Here is a 23,634-nt window from a genome sequence, read left to right as displayed (position 1 = left end):
GGGAGCTATTTCCAGAACGGCCGCAAGGTCGCGTCGCTCATCCTCTTTCTGATCTACGATCTCGCCGTGTCGGCTTGGCGCGTGGCGGTCGTCGTCATGCGGCCAAAGCTCGAGCTGAAGCCCGGCGTCTTCCTCTATCGGCACAAGGTGCGCAGCGAGTTCCAGATCGCGCTTCTCTCCAACCTCGTGGGCCTGACGCCGGGCACGCTGATCTTCGACATCTCTGACGACGAGCGTACGCTTTATGTCCACGCGTTCGACTGCTCCGATCCCGACGCGCGTCGCCGGGAAATCTCGGAGGGCTTCGAGCGCCGGATCCTGGAGCTGTCGGAATGAGCTTCCTGCAGTTTTCCGAGATCGTCCTCGACTGGGCGCTGTCGATCGCGCTCGTGCTCCTCTGCCTGTCGCTGACGCTGACGATCGTGCGTATCTGGAAGGGACCGACGCTGCCGGACCGCGTTCTCGGGCTCGACGTCCTGACGAGTTCGTCGATCGGCCTGATCGCGGTGATCGGCATCGACACGGGCTTCACGCTCTACGTCGATATCGCCATCGCGCTCGGTCTCGTCGGCTTTCTCGCCACGATCTCGTTCGCGCGCTTCATCATGGCGCGCGGCGACACCGAGCGCTCGCCCGTCGCGGTCGCATTGAGCGACGAACCGGACGAGGTCATCCTGTCCGAGGAGCCACAGCCATGACCGCGATGGGTAATCTTCTGGCCGCCCTGTTCGTCATCCTCGGCGCGCTGTTCGCGCTGGTCGCCTCGGTCGGCATTCTGCGCCTGCCTGACTTCTACACCCGCGTCCACGCCGCCTCGAAGGCCGGCACGGTGGGATCGGCTCTCGCCCTCGTCGCGCTCGCCATCGTCTCGGTCCAGACCGCCGAGGTTCTGCGCGCCATCGCGGCTATCGTGTTCTTCTTCCTGACCGCCCCGATCGCCGCCCATCTTCTCGGCAAGGCGGCCTATTCGGCGGGGTATCGCATGTGGTCCGGTTCGGTCCTCGACGAGATGCAGGCGCGCAAACCTGCCACGGAAGAGGGCGATGGCAGCGCGTCGCAGAGGCCGATCCTGTGAGCTCTCGCGCGCTCATCGCAGCAGCGGGACTGTTCGGCGCGGCCGGCACAGCCGGTGCGGCCTTCGCCGCGCATGGGGGGGCGCAGGCCAACCTCGTCGCCATCGCGGCTGCGATCGCCTTCGTGCATGCGCCAGCGCTCCTCGCCCTCGGGCTCGCGCCGGCCGGGATTCTCCGGGCTCCGGTGCTGCCCGGACTCCTGATGATCCTCGGCACGCTCCTGTTCTCCGGCGACGTGGCCCTGCGGGCCGTCACGGGCGATCGCCTCTTCGCCAATGCCGCGCCGATCGGCGGCACGATCCTCATCCTCGCTTGGCTATCGCTCGCGATCCTCGCTGCCCTGCCGCGCCGCCCGGCTTGACGCCGCGTCCGCGCGATGGCTCCCATGCGGGCCGGCAGGGGAGACGAGCATGACGGGATTCGACAAGACGCTGTTTGCGGGCCGCACGGTGGTGGTCACGGGCGCGGGGCGCGGCATCGGCGCGGCGGTCGCGACCGCTTTCCTCCATTGCGGCGCGAAGGTGATCGCCCATGCCGGGCGCGACCTGTCGCATGTCGAGGGCGACCTCCTGGCGCGACTGCCGGCCGGCGCGCGGGCGAACCTGACGCTTCTGACCGGCGATCTCGCCGCACCGGACGGCGGCGCGGAAGTCGCGCGCGAGATCCTGTCCCATGCGGACACGATCGACGTCCTCGTCAACAATGCCGGCACGATGGGCGGGCGCATTCCGACGGGACAGGAAACGCGCGAGGACTACGACCACGTCCTCGATCTCAACGTCCGCTCGGTCGTGGCGTTCACCGGCACCCTCCTGCCGGCGCTGCGGCGGGCGGAGCGGGCCTCGATTGTCAACACGATCTCGATCTCGGGCCGGCAGGGCGGGAGTGCCGGATCGGCTCTCTATTCGGGCGCCAAGGCCTTCGTCTCCGCCTGGACGAAGACGCTCGCAAAGGAACTGGCGCCCGACGGCATCCGGGTGAACGCCGTCTCGCCCGGCACGATCATGACGGACTTCCACCGCCGCTATTCGACCCAGGAAAAGCTCGACGCGACCGCCGCGGCGATCCCGATGAAGCGGCTCGGAACGGCCGAGGACTGCGCCCCGGCCTATCTCTTCCTCGCGGCCAACACCCTGTCCGGCTACGTCACCGGACAGATCCTCGAAGTGAACGGCGGTCAGCTGATGCCCTGACCGCCGGGCGCGGTCAGTTCGCCGACGGGGGTGCCGGGGGGCCGGCCGGTGCGGGCGGGGTCGCCAGCGCCGCCTGCGGGCCACCGCGCAGGGCCGCCAGGAGCCGGGCGGCCAGCGCGTCGTAGTTGCCGTCGAAATGGTGGCCGCCCTCGATCGGCAGCTTGGTGAATGCGGCGAGCTTCGGCTCGATGCAGGCGGTGTCCTCCTCCTCCGAGCCGTAGACGCAGAGCACGCGATCGGCCGGGAGATGCGTCGCGGCCTCGACGACGTCGTTGTCGCCGGTCGACATGCCGAGCCAGCCGCCGACGGAAATCTGGAAGCCGGTCTGCATCGAGGGCGCGAGGAGGCCGATCAACGAGACGCGCTGCGACCACTTGGGATCGAGCTTGGCGATCGCGAACGGCAGGGTGTCCGCCCCGAACGAATAACCGAAGAGGCCGATCGGCACGTTGGCGGCCGGCTTCACGTTCGTCAGCATGGCGCCGATATCGTCGGCCATCTGCTGCGCCGTCTTCTCCGACCAGAAATAGCGGAGCGAATCGACGCCGACGACTTCGATCCCCTCGGCGGTCAGCCAGTCGCCGATCGTCTTGTCGAGGTCGCGCCAGCCGCCGTCGCCGGAGAAGAAGACGACGACGCCCTTGGGCTGGCCCTTCGGCTTGCCGACCACGATCGGCAGTTCGGTCCTGTCGGCATCGGCGATCGCGAGAGCCCCTTGCACGACTGCGGTCGCCCGCGCGTCGGGCGTGGCGATCGCACTCTGGCCGGCGCGCATCGGCGCGGTCATTGCGGTCGCGATCTCGGTGCCCTCGGAGGCGACGAAGGTGAAGGGCGCAGGAAGGTCGGCGCTCCGGTCGTAGGAGAAGGTGCCGGGGCCGGCGGGTATCGCCGTCGCGCCTTCGCAGACGGGGATGCGCGTGTGGGCGACGGGCGGCGCATCCAGCGCGACGCCGCCGGCCAGCGTCGCGGCCGGCGCGTCGGCGACCGCGGCATAGGCCAGCGTCCCGCCTTCGCCGCGGCCGACGACGACCGGATGGAAGTAGGTGTCGAGTTCGAGCGCCCGCAGCGCTTCCTTGGCGATGCCCTCGAGATCGGAGCCGAGATAGAGGCACTCGCCGTCGGGTCCGGCGTCGGTTTCCAGCGCCGCGCGCCAGCGATCAAGATCGACCGGAACGACAATCAGCCCGGACGACACCAGCTCGGCCGCCAGGTCCCGGTCGGCGCGGGTGATGCCGCCGCGATCGGAGACGAGGACGACGAGCCCGCGCGCGTCGTCGTCGGGCGCGAAGACGTCGACGTTCTGCAGGTTCTCGGACGAGATGCGCGCGGCCGCCATGCTTCCGGCCGCCTGGTCGAGGGCGCGCGAGGCGAGGTAGGCGGAACTCGCGCCGCCCAGAAGCATGAGGGCGAGCGACGCGGACAGTACGGAAAGAGTGCGCTTCATGAGTCCTGCTTCGGGCGTCCGGAGATGAGGGCGGTCACGTCGACGAGGCATTTGGCGGTGTCGAAGCCGCCCGGGCAGATCAGGTAGTGCGGTGTCCAGACGGGGTTGAACTTCTGCTTGAAGCCCTTCAGCCCGTCGAAATGGTAGAAGTTGCCGCCGCGACGGTAGAGGAAGGAGCCGAAGCGGTTCCAGCGCGAGGCGCCGCGCCGGTCCACGAGACCCGACAGGGGCGCGGCCCCGAGGTTGAACCAGCGGTAGCCCTCCTCCTTGCCGTGAAGGAGGAGCCTCGCGAACAGCGCATCCATGAGGGCGCGCGAGACGTCGGGCAGGAAGCGCATCAGGTCGATCGACAGCTCGTCCTTGTCCGCGCCGCGCCAGAGGTTGGCGAAGGCGACGATGGCACCGTCCTTGCGCATCACCGCCATGTCGAAGTGCGAGAGATAGGCCTCGTCGAAATAGCCGAGCGAGAAGCCCTTTTCGGAGCCTGCCTTGTTCTCCAGCCAGGCGTCCGACACGGCGCGCAGCTCGGCCATCTCGGCGGCGACGGCGTCCGGTCCGATGATCTCGAACGACAGGCCCTCGCGCTCGGCGCGCCGCATGGCGGTGCGCAGGTTCTGCATCTTCTGGCCTTCGAGCTTGAAGTTCGGCAGGTCGACACGCGCGACCTCGCCGAGCTTCAGGGCGCTGAGGCCCATGTCGAGGAACAGCGGCAGGCTCTGCGGCCCGACCTGATAGAAGACCGGTCGTTCCGCTTGCCGGTCGGCAAGGTCCCGGAAGCTCCAGGCGAGTTCGGAGACGACGTCGGGCGGGCCGACCGGTTCGCCGAGCGCGATCAGGCTGCCGCCCGAGCGCGCATACATCACGAAGCCGCGGCGGTCGGGCGAGAACAGGAAACGCTTGTCGCCGAGAAGCGCGAGCCAGGCATCGGTCGAGCGCGACGTGGCGACGATCGGCGCGACCTCTGGGGGAATCGCGCTCGCCCGGTGCAGCTTCTCCGTGCGCCGGTGGATGGCGACGTCGAGGCCGACCGCGGCGACGATCGCGACCGCCACGACGCTGGCGCGCAGGAAGCGCGGTGCATCGGCGTCGAGCGCGAAGTCCCACCACATCGTGTTGGCGTATTCGACATGGCGATAGGCGAAGAAGCCGAGCCAGATCGAGGCCATGACGGTGGCGAGAACGGCGGCGAGCCAGCTCCAGGTGAGCGCGAAGGGGTTGAGGACGGACCGGCGGTAGAAGGCGCGGCGGAAGCCGAGAAGGAGCGTCGCCTGGATGACGAGGAGCACGGCCTCCTCCCAGTCGAGGCCACGGAACAGGGCGAAGACCGCGCCGGCCAGAAGCAGGCCGAGCGACACGACCCAGGCGCGCCACAGCCGCTTGGCAAGACCCCGCGCGACGATCAGGAGCGCGACGCCGACGAAGCTCGCGGCCAGCTGCGACATCTCGATGAAGGGGAGGGGCACCATGTCGCCGAGGACGCCGATGCGCGAGGCGACGCTCGGCAGCGAGCCGGAGGCGAGAAGGACGAGCCCGCCGCCGAAGGTCAGCGCAGCGACGGCCGGCGGGACGATCGGCTCGACCGCCCGGAAGAGCTCCTTGGCCGGACCGGCCACGACGCCACGACGCCGGACGGCTTCGATCGCGGCCAGCGCCACGACGGTCACGACGAGGGGCAGGATTGTGTAGACCAGGCGGTAGAGGACGAGCGCCGCGACGACGTCCGCCCGGTCCGACAGCCCGAGCGTGACGAGAAGCGTCGCCTCGAATGCACCGAGGCCGCCGGGCGCCGAGGAGGCGACACCGACGACCGTCGCGACCGCGAAGACGAGCGAGAAGAGAAGGAAGCTGCCGACCGTGCCCGGCGGCATCAGCACGTAGAGGACAGCGGCCGCGGCGCCGACGTCGACGATCCCGGCGACGAGCTGCACTAGCGCGCCCTTGTGGGACGGCAGCGCCATGTGGAAGCGGCCGATCCGCACCTCGCGCGCGCCTCGCGAGAGCCAAACCACGAAGAGGCCGACCAGCGCGACGACGCCGATGCCGAGGACCAGGTCGACGCGGTGGTCGAGGTCCTTCAGGAGGGGAATGCCGCTCGGGTCCACCATCAGCGCGACGCCGAGCATGATGGCGAGCGCGAACCACAGCGCGAACCAGGACGTGCCGACGATGCGCCCGATGTCGGCAAGCTCGATGCCGCCGGACTTGTAGGCGTGGTAGCGCAGCGCGCCGCCGGTCAGGAGCGGAAAGCCGAGGGCGTTGGAGATGGCGTAGCCGGCCGCGCCGACGACCGCGGCGACGGGCCGCGACACCCGGCCGGGCGCGATCGTCTCGACGGCCACGACGTCGTAGAGCGAGACGGCCGCGAAGCTGACGACGGTGAAGAAGATCGCCAGGACCAGGGCGCTGGTGGGAACGCCCGCCACGGCGGCGTGGATCTCGCCGACGGACAGGCTCGACATCATCGTGTGCAGGGTCGCGAAGGCGACACCCGAGATCGCCAGGCCGATCCCGACCGGGACCCAGGTCTTCCAGCCCCGACCGGACCGCGGCCCGCTCGAGGCTTCCGTGACTTCCGCTTCCACGCTCATCGGCACCCGCACATCCTGCCCATGATCTCAAGTCTCGCCCGGCTCGAGGCGTTGGGGGCTTCGCGCAAATCGCGGCGCACCACAAGGCCGGGCCGCCCACCTTGCGGAAAATTTAGCCCGGTTCGAACCCGGTGCGTCCGATTGCCTCGAAAAGCGCGTGTGCTTCAAATGAGGCGAAAAATACGCGCTCGTCCGTAGAAGTAACGGAACCATAACGTTGACGCTTGCATGGTCGACATTGGCAGCCAGACATAGAATGTGGCTTGCTGCCGGTGTCCCGAATGGATGAGACGCGGTCGTTCATGTCCATCAATGCCAAGCTTCTCGCAAGCGGTCTGGTCCTGGCCCTGCTCGGCGCCGGGTTCGCGCTGACGATCGACCGCAGCGGCGTGGCGCTGGTGGACGCGTCCGACAGGGTGGTGCGCGACGGCACCGTGCCGCTCTCGCGGATCGAAGCGGCCGCGATCCGCGCGGACGAACTCTCCGAACGCTTCGAGCGCGAGCATCGCGGTGACGTGAACCGGATCGTCACGCGTGAGGAGGCGACGCAGATCGCCGAGGGCCTGTCCAAGGTCATGAGCGAGCTGCGCTCCGTGTCCCTGAATTCCGGTCCGATCGGCGCCCGGCTCGACGAACTCGACTACGGCATCAACCGGCTGCGCATGGCGGACGGCGAGATCACCCGCCGCCTCGTTCGCCGCGAACTGACGCAGATCGTCGCCAGCCTGAACGGCGTCGCGCAGAACCTGCGCAAGGGCGTCGAGGAGATGCAGCAGACGACGAAGGACCGCTCGGGCGAGCTGAAGCGGATCATCGTCATCGGTGCCGCGGCCAGCCTTCTCGCCGGACTTCTGATCCTCCTCTATCTGTCGCGCAGCATCGCCGGCTCGATCCGGCAGGCGACCTCGAACCTTCTTCGCGTCAGCGGCGAGGAGAACGTCGCGTCCGGCGGCGGAGATGCCATCGCCGAACTCGAGGCCGCGATCGAGTTCGTCGAGGTCGCCCTCGACGGGCGGATGCAGGAGATCACGGCCGGCCGCCGCGAGACCGCGCGGCGCTACGAAGGCGAGCTTCAGCGCCAGCAGAAGCGCTTCGAGGCCGCCTTGAACAACGTGCCGCAGGCTTTCTGCGTCCTCGACGACGCCGGCCGCCTCCTGAGCGTCAATGCCGCCTTCAGCGATCTCTTCCCCTCGATGAAGGTCGGCATGTCGACCACGGGATCGGACGGCGACCCGCTTCTCGCCTTGCTCCTCGCGCAGCCCGTCCTCGAAGTCGAGACGCGCGACGCGCCCGACGGCCGCACCTTCGAACTGCGCCGTCACGTCAGCCCGCATGTCGGCGGAACGATCGTGATCTTCGAGGACGTGACGCGCATCCAGGCCGTCAGCCGCGAGATGGAGCGGCTGTCGGGGCAGGACGCGCTGACGGGCCTTGCGAACCGCGCCCGCTTCTACGCCAGCCTCGACGCGATGCTGCAGGACAAGGCGATCGAGGGCGAGATCGCCGTCCTGTCGATCGACGTCGAGGACTTCAACACGGTCAACGCGACGCTCGGTCAGGCGGCCGGCGACGACCTCCTCCGCCAGCTCGGCGAGCGCTTCCGCTCGCTGGTGCCGGAAGACGCGCTGGTCGCGCGTCTCGACGGCGACGAGTTCGGCATCCTCCTGGCCCTGTCGGGCGAGCCGGGCGCCAAGCAGAAGCTTGCACGCGGCGTGATGGAGTCGGTCGATGGCCGGCCGATCCGCGTGGCGGGCCGCCCGCTGGCGGTCTCAGTCGCCGTTGGCATGGTGGTGGTCGGTCGCGACGATCGGCTGGCCGGGCTGGACGCCGCTCGCGCGATGCAGAACTGCGAACTGGCGTTGCAGCAGGCGAAGGCCCAGCCGGGCCGCAAGTTCAAGGCCTACCGGCCCGAGCTCCGCGAGGAGCTGCAGGCCAAGCAGCTGATGATCGCCGACCTTCGCGCGGCGCTGGAGCGCAACGAGTTCGAGCTGCACTTCCAGCCTTTCGTCGACCTTCGCCGGCAGGCCGTCTCGGGCTTTGAGGCGCTGGTCCGCTGGCGCCACCCGACGCGCGGGCTGGTCGGCCCGGGCACCTTCATCCCGCTGATGGAGGAGATGGGGCTCATCGTGCCGCTTGGGCGGTTCGTATTGATCGAGGCGTGCCGCCACGCGGCCGCCTGGCCGGGCAATCTGACGCTCTCGGTGAACCTCTCGCCGGTGCAGGTTAAGAACCAGGATCTCGTGACCGTGGTGCAGGGCGCGCTGCGCTCCAGCGGGCTGGCGGCCGAGCGGCTGCAGTTGGAAGTGACCGAGTCGCTCTTCCTCGACGACGCCGAGGGCGTCCTCGGAACGCTGCAGCGCCTGCGCGCGCTCGGGCTCGTCATCTCGATGGACGACTTCGGCACCGGCTATTCCTCGCTTGGCTATCTCAGCCGCTTTCCCTTCGACAAGATCAAGATCGACCAGTCCTTCGTCCGCGACATGAACCGCGACGAGAACATCGCCATCGTGCGTGCGGTGATGGGGCTGGGCGCGGCGATGAAGATGAGCGTCATCGCGGAGGGCGTCGAGACCGTCGACCAGCTCGTGCGGCTGGAGCAGGAGGGCTGCTCCGAGGTCCAGGGCTACCTCTTCTCGAAGCCGCGCCCGGCGTCGGACCTGCCGAAGATTCTGATGGAGGTGCGCGAGGGCTTCCGGACAGGCCGTTTCCGCCGTTCCGCCGACGCGGACCTCGCCCGCGCCGGATAAGCTTCGAGCCGAATCAGCCGCCCGACAGGCCGGCCTTGAGACGCTGCGACAGTTCCTCGAACGGCGTCGTCGAGGGATCGTCGCCCGGATGCTGCATCATGCAGCCGAAGACGTGGGGCACGAGGTCGACGGCCTGGTCGAGCGTCGGATCGGCCCCGCGCTGGTATCCGCCGAGAAGCCGCAGGTCACGCGTGTCCTCGAAGCGCGCGATCATCGCCTTCAGCCGCGAGACGAGCTCCCGCTCCTCCGGCTTCCAGGCGAGATCGGCCATGCGAGAGATCGATTTCAGGAGATCGATGGCCGGGAAGCGGCCTTCTTCCGCGATCGTCCGGTCGAGAACGATATGGCCGTCGAGCGTTCCGCGGATCGCGTCCGCGACCGGCTCGTTGTGATCGTCGCCGTCGACGAGGACGGCGAAGAGGCCGGTGATCGTGCCGCTGCCTTCGGCGCCCGGCCCGGCCCGCTCCAGAAGGCGCGGCAGTTCGGAAAAGACGCTCGGCGGATAGCCGCGCGCGACGGGCGGCTCGCCCGCGGCGAGCGCGACGTCCCGCGCCGCATGGGCAAGGCGCGTGACCGAGTCCACGATCAGGAGCACGTGCTCGCCGCGATCGCGGAAATACTCGGCGACCGTCATCGCGGTCTTCGGGGCGAGGCGGCGCATCATGGCGCTCTCGTCGCCCGTCGCTACCACGGTGACGACCCGCGACAGCTCGCCCTGCATCGTCTCTTCCAGGAACTCGCGCACCTCGCGGCCGCGCTCGCCGACGAGCGCGACGACCACGGTATCGAAGCCCGGCGCGCGCGCCAGCATGCCCATCAGCGTCGACTTGCCGACGCCCGAGCCCGCGAAGATGCCCATGCGCTGACCACGGATCAGCGGTGTGAAGATGTCGATCGCCCGGACCTGCGTGGGCACAGGCTGGCGGATGCGCGCCCGGCGCATGGCGGCGTCGGGAAGACTGTCGGTGACGAACTCGGTGTGGCCGTTCTCCAGCGGCCCGAGGTCGTCGCAGGGGCGCCCGAACGCGTCCACCGTGCGGCCCTTCCAGGCCGGGGAGGGGGCGACGGTGACGGGGCCGGTGCGATAGGCGAGCGTGCGCACGCCGCTCTGGAAGCGCACTGCGAACGGCTTGACCGTGGCGGCCGCCTCCTCGACGCGCACCACCTCGCCGAGCTCGGGACCCTGCGGCCCTTCGCAGACCACGCAGTCGCCGAGCCGCACGTAGGGGCTGAGGCCGGCGACGCGGAAGGACTGCGGCGTGACGTCGACGACATGCCCGCTGATGCGCACGAGCGGTTCATCGAGGCCGGACAGATGCCTCTTCCGGCTGGCTTCCGTCACTTGGGCGCTCCGAGCTGCGTAACGGCTTCATTCAGCGAGTTCTCGGAGGTCTGGATCATGTTGGCGGCCTGCTCGAAGATGCGCTGCACCTCGATCAGGCGGGTCATTTCCAGGATCGGATTGACGTTCGATCCCTCGACGAACCCTTGGGCGATCCGGTTCTCGTCGAAGTCGACGATCGGCTGGGCCTTGGCATCCGGGACGACGCCGGACGTGCCGGCGCGCGAGAGGTTGGCGCCGGCCGGCATCTTGAACAGGCCGACCGCCCCGATCTGGCCGGCGCCCTGCGTAATCATGCCGTCGTGGGCGATGTGGATCGGGCCGCCGTTCGGGTCGATCTGCAGCGGCGCGCCGCCGACGTCGAGGAACGGCTCGCCGTTCACCGTACGAAGCTCGCCTGTGTCCGCCATCTGCATCCGCCCGTCGCGCGTATAGACGGTGCCCTTCGGCGTCTGGATGGCGAAGAAGGCCTCGCCGGCGACCGCCATGTCGAGCGGGTTGCCGGTTTCGGTGAGCGCCCCGGCCCGCGTCGAGAGGTACTGCTGCCCCTGCGAGGCGAAGGCGACGGAGCGCGAGGAGGCCCGCGACAGGACGCTCTCGAATTTCACCTCCTCGGCGCGGAAGCCTGCCGTGCCGACGTTCGCCAGGTTGTTGGCCAGCGTGTCGAGACGCTTCTCCATGGCGAGCTGCGCGGAGAGGGCGACGGGGAGCGAGGTTTGCATGATGCGATCCGGGACTGGGCAGCTGGGCGAGCGCCGGCGCCGCGCGACGAGCGGGCCGGAATCGCAGCCATACTGCCCGGTGCGAATGGATCGAGGCTGACCGGGGCGCGCTGGAAACGCACAGTCTCGCGCAAGTCCGCCTCGTTAATCCTTCTTACGAATTCCTTTATCGTTCAGGGGTTAGCCCGATGGGTATCATTCTCGGCCTTATCGTGACGATCGGCTGCGTTCTGGGCGGCTACGTCGCGTCTGGCGGACATCTCTATGTTCTCTGGCAGCCCTACGAGCTTCTGATCATTCTGGGCGCGGCGCTCGGCACGTTCCTGATCGCCAACAACATGAAGGTCGTGAAGGACACGGGCAAGGCGATCGGCGAGGCGTTCAAGAATGCGGTGCCGAAGCAGCGCGACTATCTCGACCTCCTCAGCCTCCTCCACTCGCTGATGCGCGAGATGAAGTCGAAGTCGCGCTCGGAGTTCGAGTCGCACGTCGACAACCCCGCCGACTCGGTGATCTTCAGCGCCTTCCCCAGCATCCTGAAGAACAAGCCGATGACCGACTTCATCTGCGACTACTGCCGCCTGATCATCGTCGGCAACGCCCGTCCGCATGAGATCGAGGCGCTCATGGAAGAGGAGATCCAGACGGTCGCCCGCGACCAGCTGAAGCCCAAGCACGCGATCCAGGACATCGCCGATGGTCTTCCCGCGCTCGGCATCGTCGCCGCGGTTCTGGGTATCGTCCACGCGATGGGCGCGCTCGACCAGTCGCCGGAAGTCCTCGGACACCTCGTCGGCGCCGCGCTCGTCGGCACCTTCGCGGGCATCTTCTTCTCCTACGGCGTGTTCGCCCCGCTCGCCACCAAGGTGAAGGGCGTGCGCGAGAAGAAGATGCGCATGTACGTCATCATCAAGCAGACGCTCATCGCCTACATGAACGGCGCCCTGCCGCAGGTCGCTCTGGAATACGGCCGCAAAGCGATCTCCGCCTACGACCGTCCGACCATCGATCAGGTGGAAGCCGAGACGATCGGCGGCGCCCCCTCGGCCGCATAAGGAGGGACCATGGACACGGTCACCGAACGCAACATCGGCGAGCGCCTGCGCTCCGCCGCCCGGATCGAGCCGGAGCGCTTCCCGCGCCTCAAGCAGATCGGCACCAAATGGGCCGAGGCCGTGTCCGCCAAGCTGGCGGCGGGCCATGCCTCGCCGCTCGCCGTCGAGTTCATCGCATCCTCGCCCTTCGTCCTGTCGTCCTCGGCCCTGTCGGATACCGACACGCAGCTCGTGCTCACGGTCCGCTCCTCGAAATGGCGTGAAATCGCGCTGGTCGCGGCCGATGGACGTTTCGCCGACACGGTGACGGAAGCGGGCTTCGGCGGTGACGGCCGCGACGCGCCGGCGCCCGGTCGTCCCCTCACCAGCGTCGGCCGCTTCTTCGCCGACGCCGCGCTCCGCAGCTTCGTCGAGACCGGTAACGCCGTCTTCGCCGACGTCGTGGCGCTCGGCATGTCGGCCGACCGGCTTCTGGCCGAGACGATCGGCGAGAAGCTCGACGAGTGGATCGCACCCGACGCGCGCACCTTCGTCGAGTTCCGCTTCCGCCTGTCGATCGGCCGCTGCGAGGCGGCGCTGCGGGTGGCGATTCCCGAATCCGTCCTGTCGCCGCACCGGCGCAAGTTCGCGGCCGTCCCCGACGAGGGCCCGTCGATCGTCGACGAGACCTGGGCGCGCGACCTCGAGGCCGGCTTCCAGAAGACCGACATGCACGTTCGCGCCATCCTGTGCGAGCAGCAGACCTCGCTCGGCGAGATCTCGACCTTCCATGTCGGCCAGACGATCGCGCTCGACGCCACGATGGAAAGCCTCGTGCTTCTGGAATGCGAGGGGCAGCGCCTCTTCCGCGGCTCGATGGGCCGCTCGCGCGACACCTACGTTATCAAGGTCTCCGAACCCGTGGATCCGACCGAGGAGTTCATCGATGACATCCTGGCTCATTGACGCCGTTCTCGTCGCCGCCCTCCTCGTCACCAGCTGGCGCACGGGCTCCATGTACAAGGAGCTGAAGCGGCTGCGCTCGGAGGAGACCGGCTTCCGCCAAGCCCTCGAGGATGCCGACGCCTCGATCAACCGCGCGGCCAACGCCGTGGTGCTCCTGAAGAGCGAGGGCGTGCGCACCCTGCGCGCCCTCGAGGAGCGCGCGGCCGAGGCGCAGGACCTCGTCGAGCGTCTCGACGTCCTGCTCGACTCCTACGAGCAGAAGCGTGGCACCCCGGTCACCGCCGCCGCGATCTCCCACGACAACGACGCGATCTCCCGCTTCGCGTCAGTTCCGAGCGCTATTCGTTAATTTGTGGATCGCCCGGCGATCCAGACCTTCCCGAGGACGACCCCGATGCAGAACGAGACGATGGAACTCGAGACCGAGACCCAGTTCGGCGGCCAGTTCGGCGCCATGGACAACGGTTTCGAGATGGACGAGGCGGTCGAGGATGCCGAAGACGGCCACCACATGGGCCACGGCATGAACTTCGCCGACGTCGAGGAAGAGACGGTCGCGGAAGTGACGCCCAATCTCGACGTCATCATGAACATCCCGGTCACGATGCAGGTCGTTCTCGGCTCCACCGTGATGCCGGTCGCCAACCTGATGAAGCTCGGGCGCGGCGCCGTCGTGAAGCTCGACACCAACATCTCCGATCCGGTGGATCTGATCGTGAACGGGCGCATCGTGGCGCGCGGCGAGGTCGTGGTGCTCGAGAACGAGGAATCGCGCTTCGGCATCACGCTGACCGAGATCGTCGCTCCCACCGCACGCCAGCCCCGCGCCAAGGGCGCCTAAGACACGATGCTCTCGGAAGCCTATCAGAGCCGCGAACTGGGAGCGCCGACGCTGAGCGGCGCCTCGCGCGCCGCCGTCTTGCTTCTGACGCTGGGCGGCGAGGGCGCGACCAAGCTCCTGAAGCATTTCAGCGCCGAAGAGATCCGAGCGCTACGCCAGAGCGCGGCACTCCCGAGCTCGGTCACTCCGATGGAGCTCGACGAGATCGTCGCCGACTTCCAGGACGCGTTCCGCGCCGGGGCGGCGATCACCGGCCTCAACGACGAGATGACCAAGCTCCTGCGCTCGAGCCTGTCGAACGAGGATCTCGCGATCGTCTTCGAGGGCGAGGCGATGCCGATGGACGAAAGCGGCGTCCCGGTCTGGCAGGAGATCGAGCAGCTCGGCGCCGAGGCGCTCGCCAAGATCCTCGACCGCGAGCATCCGCAGGTCGCGGCCTACATCCTGCAGCGCCTGAAGTCGGATGTGGCGGCGGTCGTCGTCGCCGGCATGGCGCCCGCCCGCCGCAACGACATCATGCGCCGCATGCTCTCTTCGGCGCCGCCGCCCGAATCCATCGCGCGGCTGATCGAGCGGCGCTGCCGCGAGGCGTTCGTATCAAGCTCGAACGGCGCCGAGCGCCGCGAGCGCTACGCCACGATGGCCGAGATCGTGAACCGGATGGACAAGGCGCAGACCGAGGAACTCCTCGCCTCGCTGGAGACCACCGAGCCGGAAGAGGCGGCGGCACTGCGCAAGCTGCTCTTCGCCTTCGAGGACGTCGCCGAGCTGTCGAAGAAGGGCCGTCTCGTCCTCTTCGACGCGATCCAGGTGGAGCAGGTCACGCTCGCGCTCAACGGCGCGCCGCAGGACCTGCGCGAGGCGGTGCTCTCGGCGCTCGGCGCCCGTGCCCGCCGCATGGTCGAGGCCGAACTCGGACGCAACGAGCCAGCCGCCGCCGACGCCATCCAGGCCGCCCGGCGCGCCATCGCCGGGGCCGCGCTGCGGCTCGCCGCCGAAGGGCGCATCGACCTCGCCGAGAAGGTCGAGGGCTGACAACCATCGCGGTCCCGGCGCCGAGCGGCGCGCGGGGCCGCATTTTGTTTCGTGAAGGGGCGGGCGCGGCATGTCGGAGGGTGCGGACAAGGAGTCCCAAACCGAGGAACCGACGGAGAAGAAGATCCGCGACACCGTCGAGAAGGGGAATCTTCCCGTCTCGCGCGAAGCGCCGATCCTCGCCTCGCTTCTCGCCGCCATCGCCGTCGTCGTCTTCCAGGCGCGCAACAACGCGGCGCAGCTCGCCAGTGATCTCAAGGTCACGTTCGAGAACCCGACGCAGTGGTCGATCGGGAACGGGATCGACGCGCTGCAGTTTCTCCATACGATGGCGCTGCAGAGCGCCCGGTTCGTGCTGCCTGCGACGGGCCTCTTCATGCTTGCGGGCATCCTCGCCTCGCTCCTGCAGAACCCGCCGCAGATCAACCTCGAGCGCATCCGGCCGAAGTATTCGAACCTCTCGCTGTCCAGCGGCTGGGGCCGACTGTTCGGGCGGCGCGGATTCACCGAGTTCGGTAAAGCCTTATTCAAGTTCTCCGCCGTTACGATCATCGTCGGTTGGATCTTGTCCGACGAACTTCCCCTGCTGTTGAAGACGATGTTCTCGGACCCACTCCTGCTTCCCGAAACGATCCTCGGCCTCGCGATGCGGCTCCTGGCAGCCGTCTCGGTCGCCACGATCGTGCTGGTCGCCGCCGATCTTCTCTTCTCGCGCATCCTGTGGCGTCGCGACCTGCGCATGTCCAAGCAGGAGATCAAGGACGAGATGAAGCAGGCGGAAGGCGACCCGATGGTCAAGGCCCGCCAGCGCCAGATCGCCCGCGAGCGCACCAAGCGGCGTATGATGGCGGCGGTACCGCGCGCGACCGTCGTGATCGCCAACCCGACGCACTACGCCATCGCGCTGCGCTACGTGCGCGAGGAGGGCGGTGCGCCGGTGGTCGTCGCCAAGGGCGTCGATGTCCTCGCGCTCAAGATTCGCGAGATCGCCGAGACCAACGACATCCCGGTGATCGAAGACAAGCTCTTGGCAAGGTCGATGTACGACCATGTAGAAATCGACCAGATGATTCCGCCGCAGTTCTTCAAGGCGGTCGCGGAACTCATCTACTTCCTCCAGTCCCGGCCTCAGGCCCGACTGGAGATCGGGGCAGCCTGACCCGGCCGACCTGTCGATGCCTGCCTTCCCCTCGGGAAGCCGTTTCGGTTCATTTCGCGTAAAGGTCCTCCATGGGTTCCCACGTCATGCTCAACGTTCGCAACAAGTACGCAGCCGACCGCGAGAAGGCGCTGGCGAACGGGATCAAGGAAGTGGTGGCCGAGCTGCGCCTCGTCGACGTCGTCGACTACGTGGCGTTCCTGCGGATGGACCAGTTCGGCAACATCGCCGACATCGTCGAGTCCTCCGCGCAGCTTTACCTGGCGCCGGGCTCGCTGCGGTTTGCCGGCGGCGGCGACGTGCACCTCAACTGGGGCAGCGCGCCGACGATCGATCTCGACATGGAGTTCCACGGCGGCGAGGTGACGGTGCACTTCAAGCTGTCGCTGACCGCGACCAAGGCGGCCGTCCACATCAACTATATCGCCTTCTCCGACCCGGACGCGGACCCCGCGGCCAACACGGAGCGCCTGAAGGCGGCGATCGCCGCGGCCCGGCTGGCGACGGCGCGCAACGCCTGAGACCGACGAATGTCCTGCAGACGACACGGCCCCGCCATCGGCGGGGCTTTTTCGTATCTGCGTTATGCTTTCGTTAATACTGATTAATGATCTGTTAATACTAAGAAATCTGTAAGATCGTCAGCTTCGGACAAGTGCCTCTTTCTATGTATGGGGCACCGATCAAATGTCCGAGGACGCGACCCTTGAGCGAGTTCTACCTTTTCGGGCTGAGTTCCCGCCGTGCCGAATGGCTGTCCGCGCGCCAGGCCGTAGTCGCCGAGAACGTGGCCAATGCGAACACGCCGACCTACCGCGCCAAGGACGTCACGCCCTTCTCCGAGGTTCTGGAGACGACGGCGCTCCAGATGTCCGGCTCGAACCCCAGCCACCTCGTCGCCTCCGCCGGCCGGGACTTCGGCATCGACGAGGCCACGCAGAAGCCGTGGGACGTCACCCATTCCGGCAACTCGGTCAGCCTGGAGCAGGAAATGCTCAAGGCCGGCGAGGTGTCGCGCGACTTCGCCCTTTCGACCTCGGTCGCGAAGTCGTTCCACCGCATGTTCATGACGACGCTGAAGGGCTGACGCCTTGACCGACTCGATCACCTCCGCCCTCAAGATCGCGGCGAGCGGCCTCGAGGCGCAGTCCGAACGGATGCGCATCGTGTCCGAGAACGTCGCCAACGCGCGCTCGACCGGGCAGACGCCGGGCAGCGATCCTTATCGGCGCAAGACCGTCGCCTTCACCAGCGAGATGGACCGGCTGATCGGCGCCGACCTCGTGCGCATCAAGTCGGTCGGCACCGACCGCTCGGACTTCCGCATGGAGCACGATCCCGGCAACCCGGCCGCGGACCAGGACGGCTATGTGAAGATGCCGAACGTCAACATGCTGGTCGAGATGACCGACATGCGCGAGGCGAACCGCTCCTACGAGGCGAACCTGCAGGTCATCAAGCAGGCGCGCGAGCTCATCAATCTCACCATCGATCTCATGAGAGGCTGACGCCCATGATCCCCGCCATCGGCAGTGCCATGCCGCGCGTCGACGCCATGCGCCTCGACGGTCTTTCGCCCGCCGGTACCACCGGTGCGGCCGCCACCCAGGAAGCCGGCCAGAGCTTTGCCGCCGCCATGAGCGAGATCGCCCGCGAGGCGACGCAGTCCATGAAGGGCGCCGAGACGGTCTCGATCCAGGGTGTCAACGGCAAGGCCTCCACGCAGGCCGTGGTCGACGCCGTGATGGGCGCCGAGCGCACGCTCCAGACGGCCGTCGCGCTGCGCGACAAGGTCGTCTCCGCCTATCTCGAACTTTCCCGCATGTCCATCTAACGAAAGTCCCAGCCCATGCGCGCCCTTGCGATCGCCGCGACCGGCATGAACGCCCAGCAGACCAACGTCGAAGTGATCGCGAACAACATCGCGAACATCAACACCACCGGCTTCAAGCGCTCGCGCGCCGAGTTCACCGACCTCCTCTACCAGGTCGAGCGGATGCAGGGCGTGCCGGCGCGCGGCGGCGAGAACGTCGTGCCCGAAGGCGCGCGGATCGGCCTCGGTGTGCGCACGGCGGCCGTTCGCTCCGTCCACATTCAGGGCGCGCTCGAGCAGACCGGCAACAACCTCGACATCGCGATCAACGGCCAGGGCTGGCTGCAGATCCAGGGCCCCGGCGGCCAGACGCTCTATACCCGCGACGGCGCGCTCAACAAGAACGACACCGGCCAGATCGTCACGCTCGACGGCTTCACGGTCGATCCGGGCATCACCGTGCCGCAGAACACGACCGACATCTCGATCAACGATTCCGGCGAGGTGTTCGCTACGGTCGACGGCGCGGCGCAGCAGATCGGCCAGCTGACGCTCGTCAACTTCGCCAACGAGCCGGGTCTTGCGGCCGAGGGCGGCAACCTCTTCCGCGAGACGGCCGCCTCCGGCGCCCCGATCGCCGGCGTGCCGGGTGATCCGGGCTACGGCGTGATCAAGCAGGGCTACCTCGAAAACTCCAACGTCGATCCGGTCAAGGAAATCTCCGAGCTGATCTCGGCGCAGCGCGCCTACGAGATGAACTCCAAGGTCATCCAGGCCGCCGACGAGATGTCGGGCGTCGTCTCCAAGGGCATCCGCTAAGCACCATGACCCGTATCGTCCGCCTTGCGAAACACGTCCTGGCCGCCGCCGCGCTCGGCCTCGTCCCGGCCGCTGGCACGGCGGGCGCCGCGGATCTCAACCTGCCGGTCCCGACGGTCGTGGTCTATCCAGGCCAGAGCGTTCTCGACCGCGGCGTGATCTCGGCGCGGTTCACCGTGCCGGGGAACCAGCTCTCGGCCTACGTGGTCGAAGAGGGCATGCTGAAGGACCGGCTCGCGCGCCGCACCCTCCTGCCGAACCAGCCGATCCTCCTCAGCGACCTCAAGTCGCCCGATGCGGTCACGGCCGGACAGGTCGCGACCCTCATCTACCGCGAGGAGGGTCTCCTCATCACGGGCAAGGGCATGCCGCTCCAGTCCGCGCAGGCGGGCCAGTCGGTGCGCGTGCGCAACGTCGACAGCGGCGTCCTGATCAGCGGCATCGCGTTCGAGGACGGATCGATCGAGGTGTCGGCGCAATGAGAGCTTCGCTTCGCACCCTTGTCCTCGGCGCCAGCCTCGCGGCCGTCCTCGTTCCGGCGAACGCGGCCGACTACGGCGTCGCGGACTACGGATACGCCCAGGCCGGCATCGGCGCGCACGAGAACTTCCAGACCATCGTCCCGCGCGCCCGCCAGTCGGGCGGCGTGCGCATCAAGGACGTCACCACGATCAAGGGCGTGCGCGACAACCAGCTCGTCGGCTACGGTCTCGTGATCGGCCTGCAGGGCTCGGGCGACAGCTTGCGCAACTCGCCCTTCACCGAGCAGTCGCTCCAGTCGATGCTCGACCGCATGGGCGTCAACGTGCGCGGCGCCAACCCGCGCACGCGCAACGTCGCGGCCGTGATCGTCACCGCCGACCTGCCGGCCTTCGCCGGGATCGGTTCGCGCATCGACGTCTCGGTGTCCTCGCTCGGCGACGCCTCGTCGCTGATGGGCGGCACGCTCGTCATGACGCCGCTCTACGGCCCGGACGGCGAGATCTATGCGGTGGGGCAGGGGGCGCTCGCCGTCAGCGGCTTCTCGTCCGAAGGCACCAACGAGAGCCTGACGCAGGGCACGCCCACGACCGGGCGCATCGCCGGCGGCGCGCTGATCGAGCGCGAGGTTCCCCGCGCGACGGTCGACACGCCCAACATCACGATGGAACTGCGCAACCCGGACTATCGCACGGCGATCCGCGTCGTCGACGCGATCAACTCGTTTGCCGCGCGCGCCTACGGCAAGCCGGTGGCGCGCGAGCAGGATTTCCGCACGATCTCGCTGACCCGTCCCGCCAAGATGTCCTCGACGCGCTTCATCGCGGATGTCGGCGACCTGATGATCGAGCCGGACACCGCCGCGCGCGTCGTGATCGACGAGCGCACGGGTACGGTCGTCATCGGCAAGGACGTCCAGATCTCGACGGTCGCGGTCACGCACGGCAGCCTGACTGTGCGCATCACCGACATTCCCAACGTCTCGCAGCCGGGGCCGCTCAGCAACGGCGAGACGGTGGTCACCGCGGACACGACGGTCAATGCCCAGCAGGGCGGCGGGAACCTCGCCATCGTGCAGGGCGCCAATCTCGACAGCGTGGTGCGCGGGCTGAACCGCCTCGGTCTCAAGCCGACCGGCATCATCGCCATCCTTCAGGCTATCAAGACGGCCGGCGCCATGCAGGCCGAGATCGTGGTGCAATGATGACCTCGTCCCGTTCCCATCGTGCGGCCATCGGGCTCGGCGTGGTGCTCGCGGTCATGACGGCGGACGCGGCCTTCGCCGAAGGCGCGGCGACGCCGCCGCCGGCCGCGCCGACGACGCCGGCCAAGGTCCGCATCATCGGCGCCGACGGCAAGGAAATGGTGACGCCCGAAGCGCCGATGACCGATACGGACCGCTTTTGCTCCAACATCGCCAATCCCGCGCTCGACGCGCGCAACGCCATGCAGCTGGCCGAGATCAAGCAGGCCGAGGGCGAGATCTCCTCCAAGATCGACGAACTGGAAGCCAAGCGCGCCGAGGTCGAGAAGTGGCTCGGCGAGCGCCGGGACTTCATCGATTCCACCTCCGGCATCGTGATCGACATCTATTCCGGCATGAAGCCGGATGCGGCGGCCGCCCAGATGGCCGCGCTCGACCGCCCGATCGCCGCCTCGCTCCTGACGCGCCTCAAGCCGCGGCAGGCGAGCGCGATCCTCGCCGAGATGCCCGCGCCGATCGCCTCCGAACTCGCGGCGCTGATCGTCAAGAAGACCGACCGCGCCTCCACCGAGGCCGGTGCGAAGGACCAGTCCCTGTGAGAGCCATTGCCCCCCTCCTGGCCGTCGGTCTCCTCGCCGGTTGTTCCACCACGCGCGAGGATGCGTTCCGCGAGCCGCTGCTGACGCCGGTCGGCAGCGGGCTCTACCAGAACGCCCCGATCGTCCAGCCGGCGCCCGGCCCCGGGCCGAACGAACTGCCGCGCAACGTCAACTCGCTGTGGACCGGCCGCAACGCCGATCTCTTCCGCGACACGCGCGCGCTCAACGTCGGCGACATCGTGACGGTGAAGATCCAGATCGACGACAAGGCGACGCTCGACAACAACACCAAGCGCTCGCGCGACTCCGGCGTCAGCGTCGGCGCCGACCTCAAGGGCTCGATCGGCTCCTACGGGCTGCCGACCGTCGGCACCACGCTCGGCCTCAAGAACGGCACCAAGGCGACCGGCAAGGGAACCGTGGACCGCAAGGAAGAGATCGACGTGTCCGTCGCGGCCGTGGTGACGCAGGTCCTGCCGAACGGCAACCTCTACATTGCCGGCCAGCAGGAGGTGCGCGTCAACTTCGAGGTGCGCGTGCTCTCGATCGCCGGCATTATCCGTCCGGGCGACATCCTGCCCAACAACACGATCCATTACGAGAAGATCGCGGAAGCCCGCATCTCCTACGGCGGCCGCGGCCGTCTGACGGAAGTGCAGCAGCCGGGCTGGGGCCAGCAGGTCCTCGACAACGTCCTGCCCTACTGACGAGGGCGCACGTCGCACCGCTCCGACGCCGCCCACGGCCGCAGCCTCGCTGCCGCCGTGGGCTTTCGTCGTGTTGCGCAACGCGGCAAGGCTCGCGACAGGGCAATTCCTTAACACTTCCTTGCCGGGCGGCGGTGCCCGGCGGGACGATCCCGCCCACACCGCGCCCGGCTGCCCCATTCCATGCCGCCGGAGCGCCGAATGACCGAGCTCAGCCCTGAAGCCCTAGGCATGATGCCGGACGGCTTTGCACCGCCCAAGAAGAGCAACAAGGCGCAGACGATCGGCGCCCTCCTCGGCCTGACGGTGATCGCGCTGGCGGGAGGCGGGGCCCTCGGCTTCCTCCTCAAGAAGGACCCGCCGGTGGTCGCAGCGCCACCGGTCGAGGCCCCGGCGGCCGCGGCCGCCGCTCCGTCGCTCGCCGCGGTTCCCGCCGGCACCAAGGAAGTCATCCAGCCGCTCGAGCCGATCCTCACCGATCTCGCCTCGCCGCCGGGCACGCAGGTCCGGCTCGAGGCCGGGCTGCTCCTGTCGCTGTCGGAGGACGAGAGCGTCGACCAAACGGTGCTGGCCTCCCAGATCCAGGCCGACACGCTGGTCTTCCTGCGCACGCTGGAGCTCGCTCAGATCGAGGGAGCGCGCGGCCTCCTTCACCTGAAGGAAGACCTGCTCGAGCGCGCGAAACTGCGCTCGACCGCCGTCAAGGACGTCGTCGTCCGCTCGTTGATCGTCAAGTGAAGCGGCTCCTCCTCCTCCTCGCGCTCCTCGTCGCGAGCGCCGCGCCGGCCCTGGCGCAGGATGCGGTCGCGGAAGCGGCGAGCGGGCTCGCCTCGCTGATCCCCGCAGGCGACACCGCCGTCTCCGGCCGGATCGTCCAGCTGTTCGGCATCGTCACCGTCCTGTCGGTGGCGCCGGGCCTTCTCGTCATGGTCACGGCCTTCACCCGCGTCGTGATCGCGCTCTCGATCCTGCGCACCGGTCTCGGCCTCCAGACGACGCCGGCCAACCTGATCCTCATCTCGCTGTCGCTCTTCATCACCTTCTTCGTCATGATGCCGACCTTCGACCAGTCCTGGCGCGACGGCCTGCAGCCCCTGATGAAGGGGCAGATCACGGAAGAGGAGGCGCTGCCGCGCATCGCCGAGCCCTTCCGCGAGTTCATGCTCGATCAGGTGCGGGAAGAAGATCTCGCCCTCTTCAACAACATCAACGAGGCGTCGATCCGCGACCGTCTGCCGGTGGTGGAGCAGGGCTCGGGCGAGGGGCAGGTCGTCGACTTCCGCATCCTCGTCCCGGCCTTCATGATCTCGGAACTGCGCCGCGGCTTCGAGATCGGCTTCCTGATCGTCCTGCCGTTCCTCGTGATCGACCTCATCGTCGCGACGCTGACCATGTCGATGGGCATGATGATGCTGCCCCCGACGATCATCTCGTTGCCCTTCAAGATCCTGTTCTTCGTCCTGATCGACGGCTGGAACATGCTGACGGGCAGCCTCGTGCGCTCCTTCATGTAGCGAGCCCCGCACGCAACGCCTGTCTCGAAGGCCCTCGGACCCACCGGTCCGGGGGCCTTCTGCGTTGGGCTCGTGGGACGTGCGCCAGCATTCCAGAGACTTAGCTGGAAACGCCTCAATTTGAATCGAACTCGCCCTGCAGCTGAAGCTGATTGTCATCTATACTTCAGGCAGGCAAGTCCAAACTCCCGATACGATTCAATTTTAGCGATCCAATACAGCAGGTATTCCGAGTTCCCCGGTAGTTTTGTCTTCGAAGCAGAGAGCAACGGCTCAAAGAAAAGCTTCAAGATAAACGGGGAAAAGACAATGGTTGCTATCAGCACGACGAACAACGGTGTCGCCATGGCCGCT

At 68.0% G+C, this 23,634-nt stretch carries 28 protein-coding genes; 23 read left to right on the top strand and 5 right to left on the bottom strand.

Annotated elements, in window-relative coordinates; genetic code table 11:
- The 5 genes from QZ753_RS16010 to QZ753_RS15990 all read left to right on the top strand — a co-directional run.
- Positions 1-336 (top strand): Na+/H+ antiporter subunit E (locus QZ753_RS16010; protein WP_294645023.1); only part of this gene is annotated, 336 nt, incomplete at its 5' end.
- Positions 333-698 carry a cation:proton antiporter gene (locus tag QZ753_RS16005; RefSeq protein ID WP_294645022.1) on the top strand — a complete coding sequence of 122 codons (366 nt, stop codon included), beginning with the start codon at positions 333-335 and terminating at the stop codon, positions 696-698. The genes QZ753_RS16010 and QZ753_RS16005, both read left to right, overlap by 4 nt.
- Positions 695-1,075 carry a monovalent cation/H(+) antiporter subunit G gene (gene mnhG, locus QZ753_RS16000; protein ID WP_294645021.1) on the top strand — a complete coding sequence of 127 codons (381 nt, stop codon included), beginning with the start codon at positions 695-697 and terminating at the stop codon, positions 1,073-1,075. Before QZ753_RS16005 ends, mnhG begins: the two co-directional genes overlap by 4 nt.
- Entirely contained in the window at positions 1,072-1,434 is a 363-nt protein-coding gene (locus QZ753_RS15995) for a DUF423 domain-containing protein (protein ID WP_294645019.1), read from the top strand. The genes mnhG and QZ753_RS15995 overlap by 4 nt, the downstream gene beginning before the upstream one ends.
- A gap of 49 nt (positions 1,435-1,483) precedes the next feature.
- Positions 1,484-2,266: an SDR family oxidoreductase gene (locus QZ753_RS15990; RefSeq protein ID WP_294645018.1), complete on the top strand. Its 783-nt coding sequence runs from the start codon at positions 1,484-1,486 to the stop codon at positions 2,264-2,266.
- A gap of 13 nt (positions 2,267-2,279) precedes the next feature.
- Here QZ753_RS15990 and QZ753_RS15985 read toward each other — a convergent pair whose 3' ends face one another.
- Both QZ753_RS15985 and mprF read right to left on the bottom strand, forming a co-directional pair.
- Positions 2,280-3,710, bottom strand: coding sequence for an AcvB/VirJ family lysyl-phosphatidylglycerol hydrolase (locus QZ753_RS15985; RefSeq protein ID WP_294645016.1), 1,431 nt, complete (start codon positions 3,708-3,710; stop codon positions 2,280-2,282).
- Complete coding sequence (gene mprF, locus QZ753_RS15980; protein ID WP_294645014.1) at positions 3,707-6,298, bottom strand: bifunctional lysylphosphatidylglycerol flippase/synthetase MprF; 2,592 nt, start codon at positions 6,296-6,298, stop codon at positions 3,707-3,709. The genes QZ753_RS15985 and mprF overlap by 4 nt, the downstream gene beginning before the upstream one ends.
- Positions 6,299-6,600: 302 nt before the next feature.
- On the opposite strand from mprF, the gene QZ753_RS15975 reads away from it, so the two are divergent.
- Positions 6,601-9,045 (top strand): EAL domain-containing protein, encoded by a 2,445-nt coding sequence (locus QZ753_RS15975; RefSeq protein WP_294645013.1) that lies wholly within the window; start codon positions 6,601-6,603, stop codon positions 9,043-9,045.
- 13 nt (positions 9,046-9,058) lie between these two features.
- On the opposite strand, the gene QZ753_RS15970 is transcribed toward QZ753_RS15975, so the two are convergent.
- Together QZ753_RS15970 and flgF are read right to left on the bottom strand one after the other, a co-directional pair.
- Positions 9,059-10,387, bottom strand: a complete 1,329-nt coding sequence (locus QZ753_RS15970; protein ID WP_294645012.1) for a FliI/YscN family ATPase — start codon at positions 10,385-10,387, stop codon at positions 9,059-9,061.
- Positions 10,384-11,109 (bottom strand): flagellar basal-body rod protein FlgF, encoded by a 726-nt coding sequence (flgF, locus tag QZ753_RS15965; protein ID WP_294645010.1) that lies wholly within the window; start codon positions 11,107-11,109, stop codon positions 10,384-10,386. Before flgF ends, QZ753_RS15970 begins: the two co-directional genes overlap by 4 nt.
- 188 nt (positions 11,110-11,297) lie before the next feature.
- Here flgF and motA point away from each other — a divergent pair, with 188 nt between their 5' ends.
- The 17 genes from motA (at position 11,298) to fliP (ending at position 23,280) form a co-directional block, all read left to right on the top strand.
- Positions 11,298-12,164: a flagellar motor stator protein MotA gene (gene motA / locus QZ753_RS15960; protein WP_294645008.1), complete on the top strand. Its 867-nt coding sequence runs from the start codon at positions 11,298-11,300 to the stop codon at positions 12,162-12,164.
- A 9-nt stretch (positions 12,165-12,173) separates the two neighbouring features.
- Positions 12,174-13,109, top strand: coding sequence for a FliM/FliN family flagellar motor switch protein (locus QZ753_RS15955; RefSeq protein ID WP_294645006.1), 936 nt, complete (start codon positions 12,174-12,176; stop codon positions 13,107-13,109).
- Positions 13,090-13,458, top strand: coding sequence for a hypothetical protein (locus QZ753_RS15950; protein ID WP_294645005.1), 369 nt, complete (start codon positions 13,090-13,092; stop codon positions 13,456-13,458). The genes QZ753_RS15955 and QZ753_RS15950 overlap by 20 nt, the downstream gene beginning before the upstream one ends.
- Positions 13,459-13,620: 162 nt before the next feature.
- Positions 13,621-13,950, top strand: a complete 330-nt coding sequence (fliN, locus tag QZ753_RS15945; protein ID WP_294645024.1) for a flagellar motor switch protein FliN — start codon at positions 13,621-13,623, stop codon at positions 13,948-13,950.
- Positions 13,951-13,956: 6 nt separating this feature from the next.
- Entirely contained in the window at positions 13,957-14,985 is a 1,029-nt protein-coding gene (locus QZ753_RS15940) for a FliG C-terminal domain-containing protein (RefSeq protein ID WP_294645003.1), read from the top strand.
- Positions 14,986-15,055: 70 nt separating this feature from the next.
- A complete protein-coding gene (gene flhB / locus QZ753_RS15935) occupies positions 15,056-16,144 on the top strand; it encodes a flagellar biosynthesis protein FlhB (RefSeq protein ID WP_294645001.1) in 1,089 nt (362 codons plus the stop codon).
- Between the two features lie 71 nt (positions 16,145-16,215).
- Positions 16,216-16,665, top strand: a complete 450-nt coding sequence (locus QZ753_RS15930; protein WP_294644999.1) for a hypothetical protein — start codon at positions 16,216-16,218, stop codon at positions 16,663-16,665.
- A 185-nt stretch (positions 16,666-16,850) separates the two neighbouring features.
- Positions 16,851-17,231 (top strand): flagellar basal body rod protein FlgB, encoded by a 381-nt coding sequence (flgB, locus tag QZ753_RS15925; RefSeq protein ID WP_294644997.1) that lies wholly within the window; start codon positions 16,851-16,853, stop codon positions 17,229-17,231.
- A gap of 4 nt (positions 17,232-17,235) precedes the next feature.
- A complete protein-coding gene (flgC, locus tag QZ753_RS15920; protein ID WP_294644995.1) occupies positions 17,236-17,652 on the top strand; it encodes a flagellar basal body rod protein FlgC in 417 nt (138 codons plus the stop codon).
- A 5-nt stretch (positions 17,653-17,657) separates the two neighbouring features.
- Positions 17,658-17,978 carry a flagellar hook-basal body complex protein FliE gene (locus QZ753_RS15915; protein WP_294644992.1) on the top strand — a complete coding sequence of 107 codons (321 nt, stop codon included), beginning with the start codon at positions 17,658-17,660 and terminating at the stop codon, positions 17,976-17,978.
- Positions 17,979-17,993: 15 nt separating this feature from the next.
- On the top strand, positions 17,994-18,776 hold the full coding sequence (flgG, locus tag QZ753_RS15910; RefSeq protein WP_294644991.1) for a flagellar basal-body rod protein FlgG: 783 nt from the start codon (positions 17,994-17,996) through the stop codon (positions 18,774-18,776).
- A 5-nt stretch (positions 18,777-18,781) separates the two neighbouring features.
- Positions 18,782-19,258 carry a flagellar basal body P-ring formation chaperone FlgA gene (gene flgA, locus QZ753_RS15905; RefSeq protein ID WP_294644990.1) on the top strand — a complete coding sequence of 159 codons (477 nt, stop codon included), beginning with the start codon at positions 18,782-18,784 and terminating at the stop codon, positions 19,256-19,258.
- Positions 19,255-20,460 carry a flagellar basal body P-ring protein FlgI gene (gene flgI, locus QZ753_RS15900; protein WP_294644988.1) on the top strand — a complete coding sequence of 402 codons (1,206 nt, stop codon included), beginning with the start codon at positions 19,255-19,257 and terminating at the stop codon, positions 20,458-20,460. The genes flgA and flgI overlap by 4 nt, the downstream gene beginning before the upstream one ends.
- Complete coding sequence (locus QZ753_RS15895) at positions 20,460-21,059, top strand: MotE family protein (RefSeq protein WP_294644987.1); 600 nt, start codon at positions 20,460-20,462, stop codon at positions 21,057-21,059. Before flgI ends, QZ753_RS15895 begins: the two co-directional genes overlap by 1 nt.
- Positions 21,056-21,766 carry a flagellar basal body L-ring protein FlgH gene (gene flgH / locus QZ753_RS15890; protein WP_055889544.1) on the top strand — a complete coding sequence of 237 codons (711 nt, stop codon included), beginning with the start codon at positions 21,056-21,058 and terminating at the stop codon, positions 21,764-21,766. The genes QZ753_RS15895 and flgH overlap by 4 nt, the downstream gene beginning before the upstream one ends.
- Positions 21,767-21,967: 201 nt before the next feature.
- Positions 21,968-22,504, top strand: a complete 537-nt coding sequence (locus QZ753_RS15885) for a flagellar basal body-associated FliL family protein (protein ID WP_139224569.1) — start codon at positions 21,968-21,970, stop codon at positions 22,502-22,504.
- A 50-nt stretch (positions 22,505-22,554) separates the two neighbouring features.
- Positions 22,555-23,280: a flagellar type III secretion system pore protein FliP gene (gene fliP / locus QZ753_RS15880; RefSeq protein WP_244486674.1), complete on the top strand. Its 726-nt coding sequence runs from the start codon at positions 22,555-22,557 to the stop codon at positions 23,278-23,280.
- A 155-nt stretch (positions 23,281-23,435) separates the two neighbouring features.
- Here fliP and QZ753_RS15875 read toward each other — a convergent pair.
- A partial coding sequence (locus tag QZ753_RS15875) for a hypothetical protein (RefSeq protein ID WP_294644982.1) occupies positions 23,436-23,634 on the bottom strand: 199 nt, incomplete at its 5' end.

Source organism: uncultured Aureimonas sp. (assembly GCF_913775355.1).
Taxonomy (GTDB): domain Bacteria; phylum Pseudomonadota; class Alphaproteobacteria; order Rhizobiales; family Rhizobiaceae; genus Aureimonas.
Note: the sequence above shows the minus strand (reverse complement) of the source record. Positions and strands in the feature narration are given on the sequence as shown.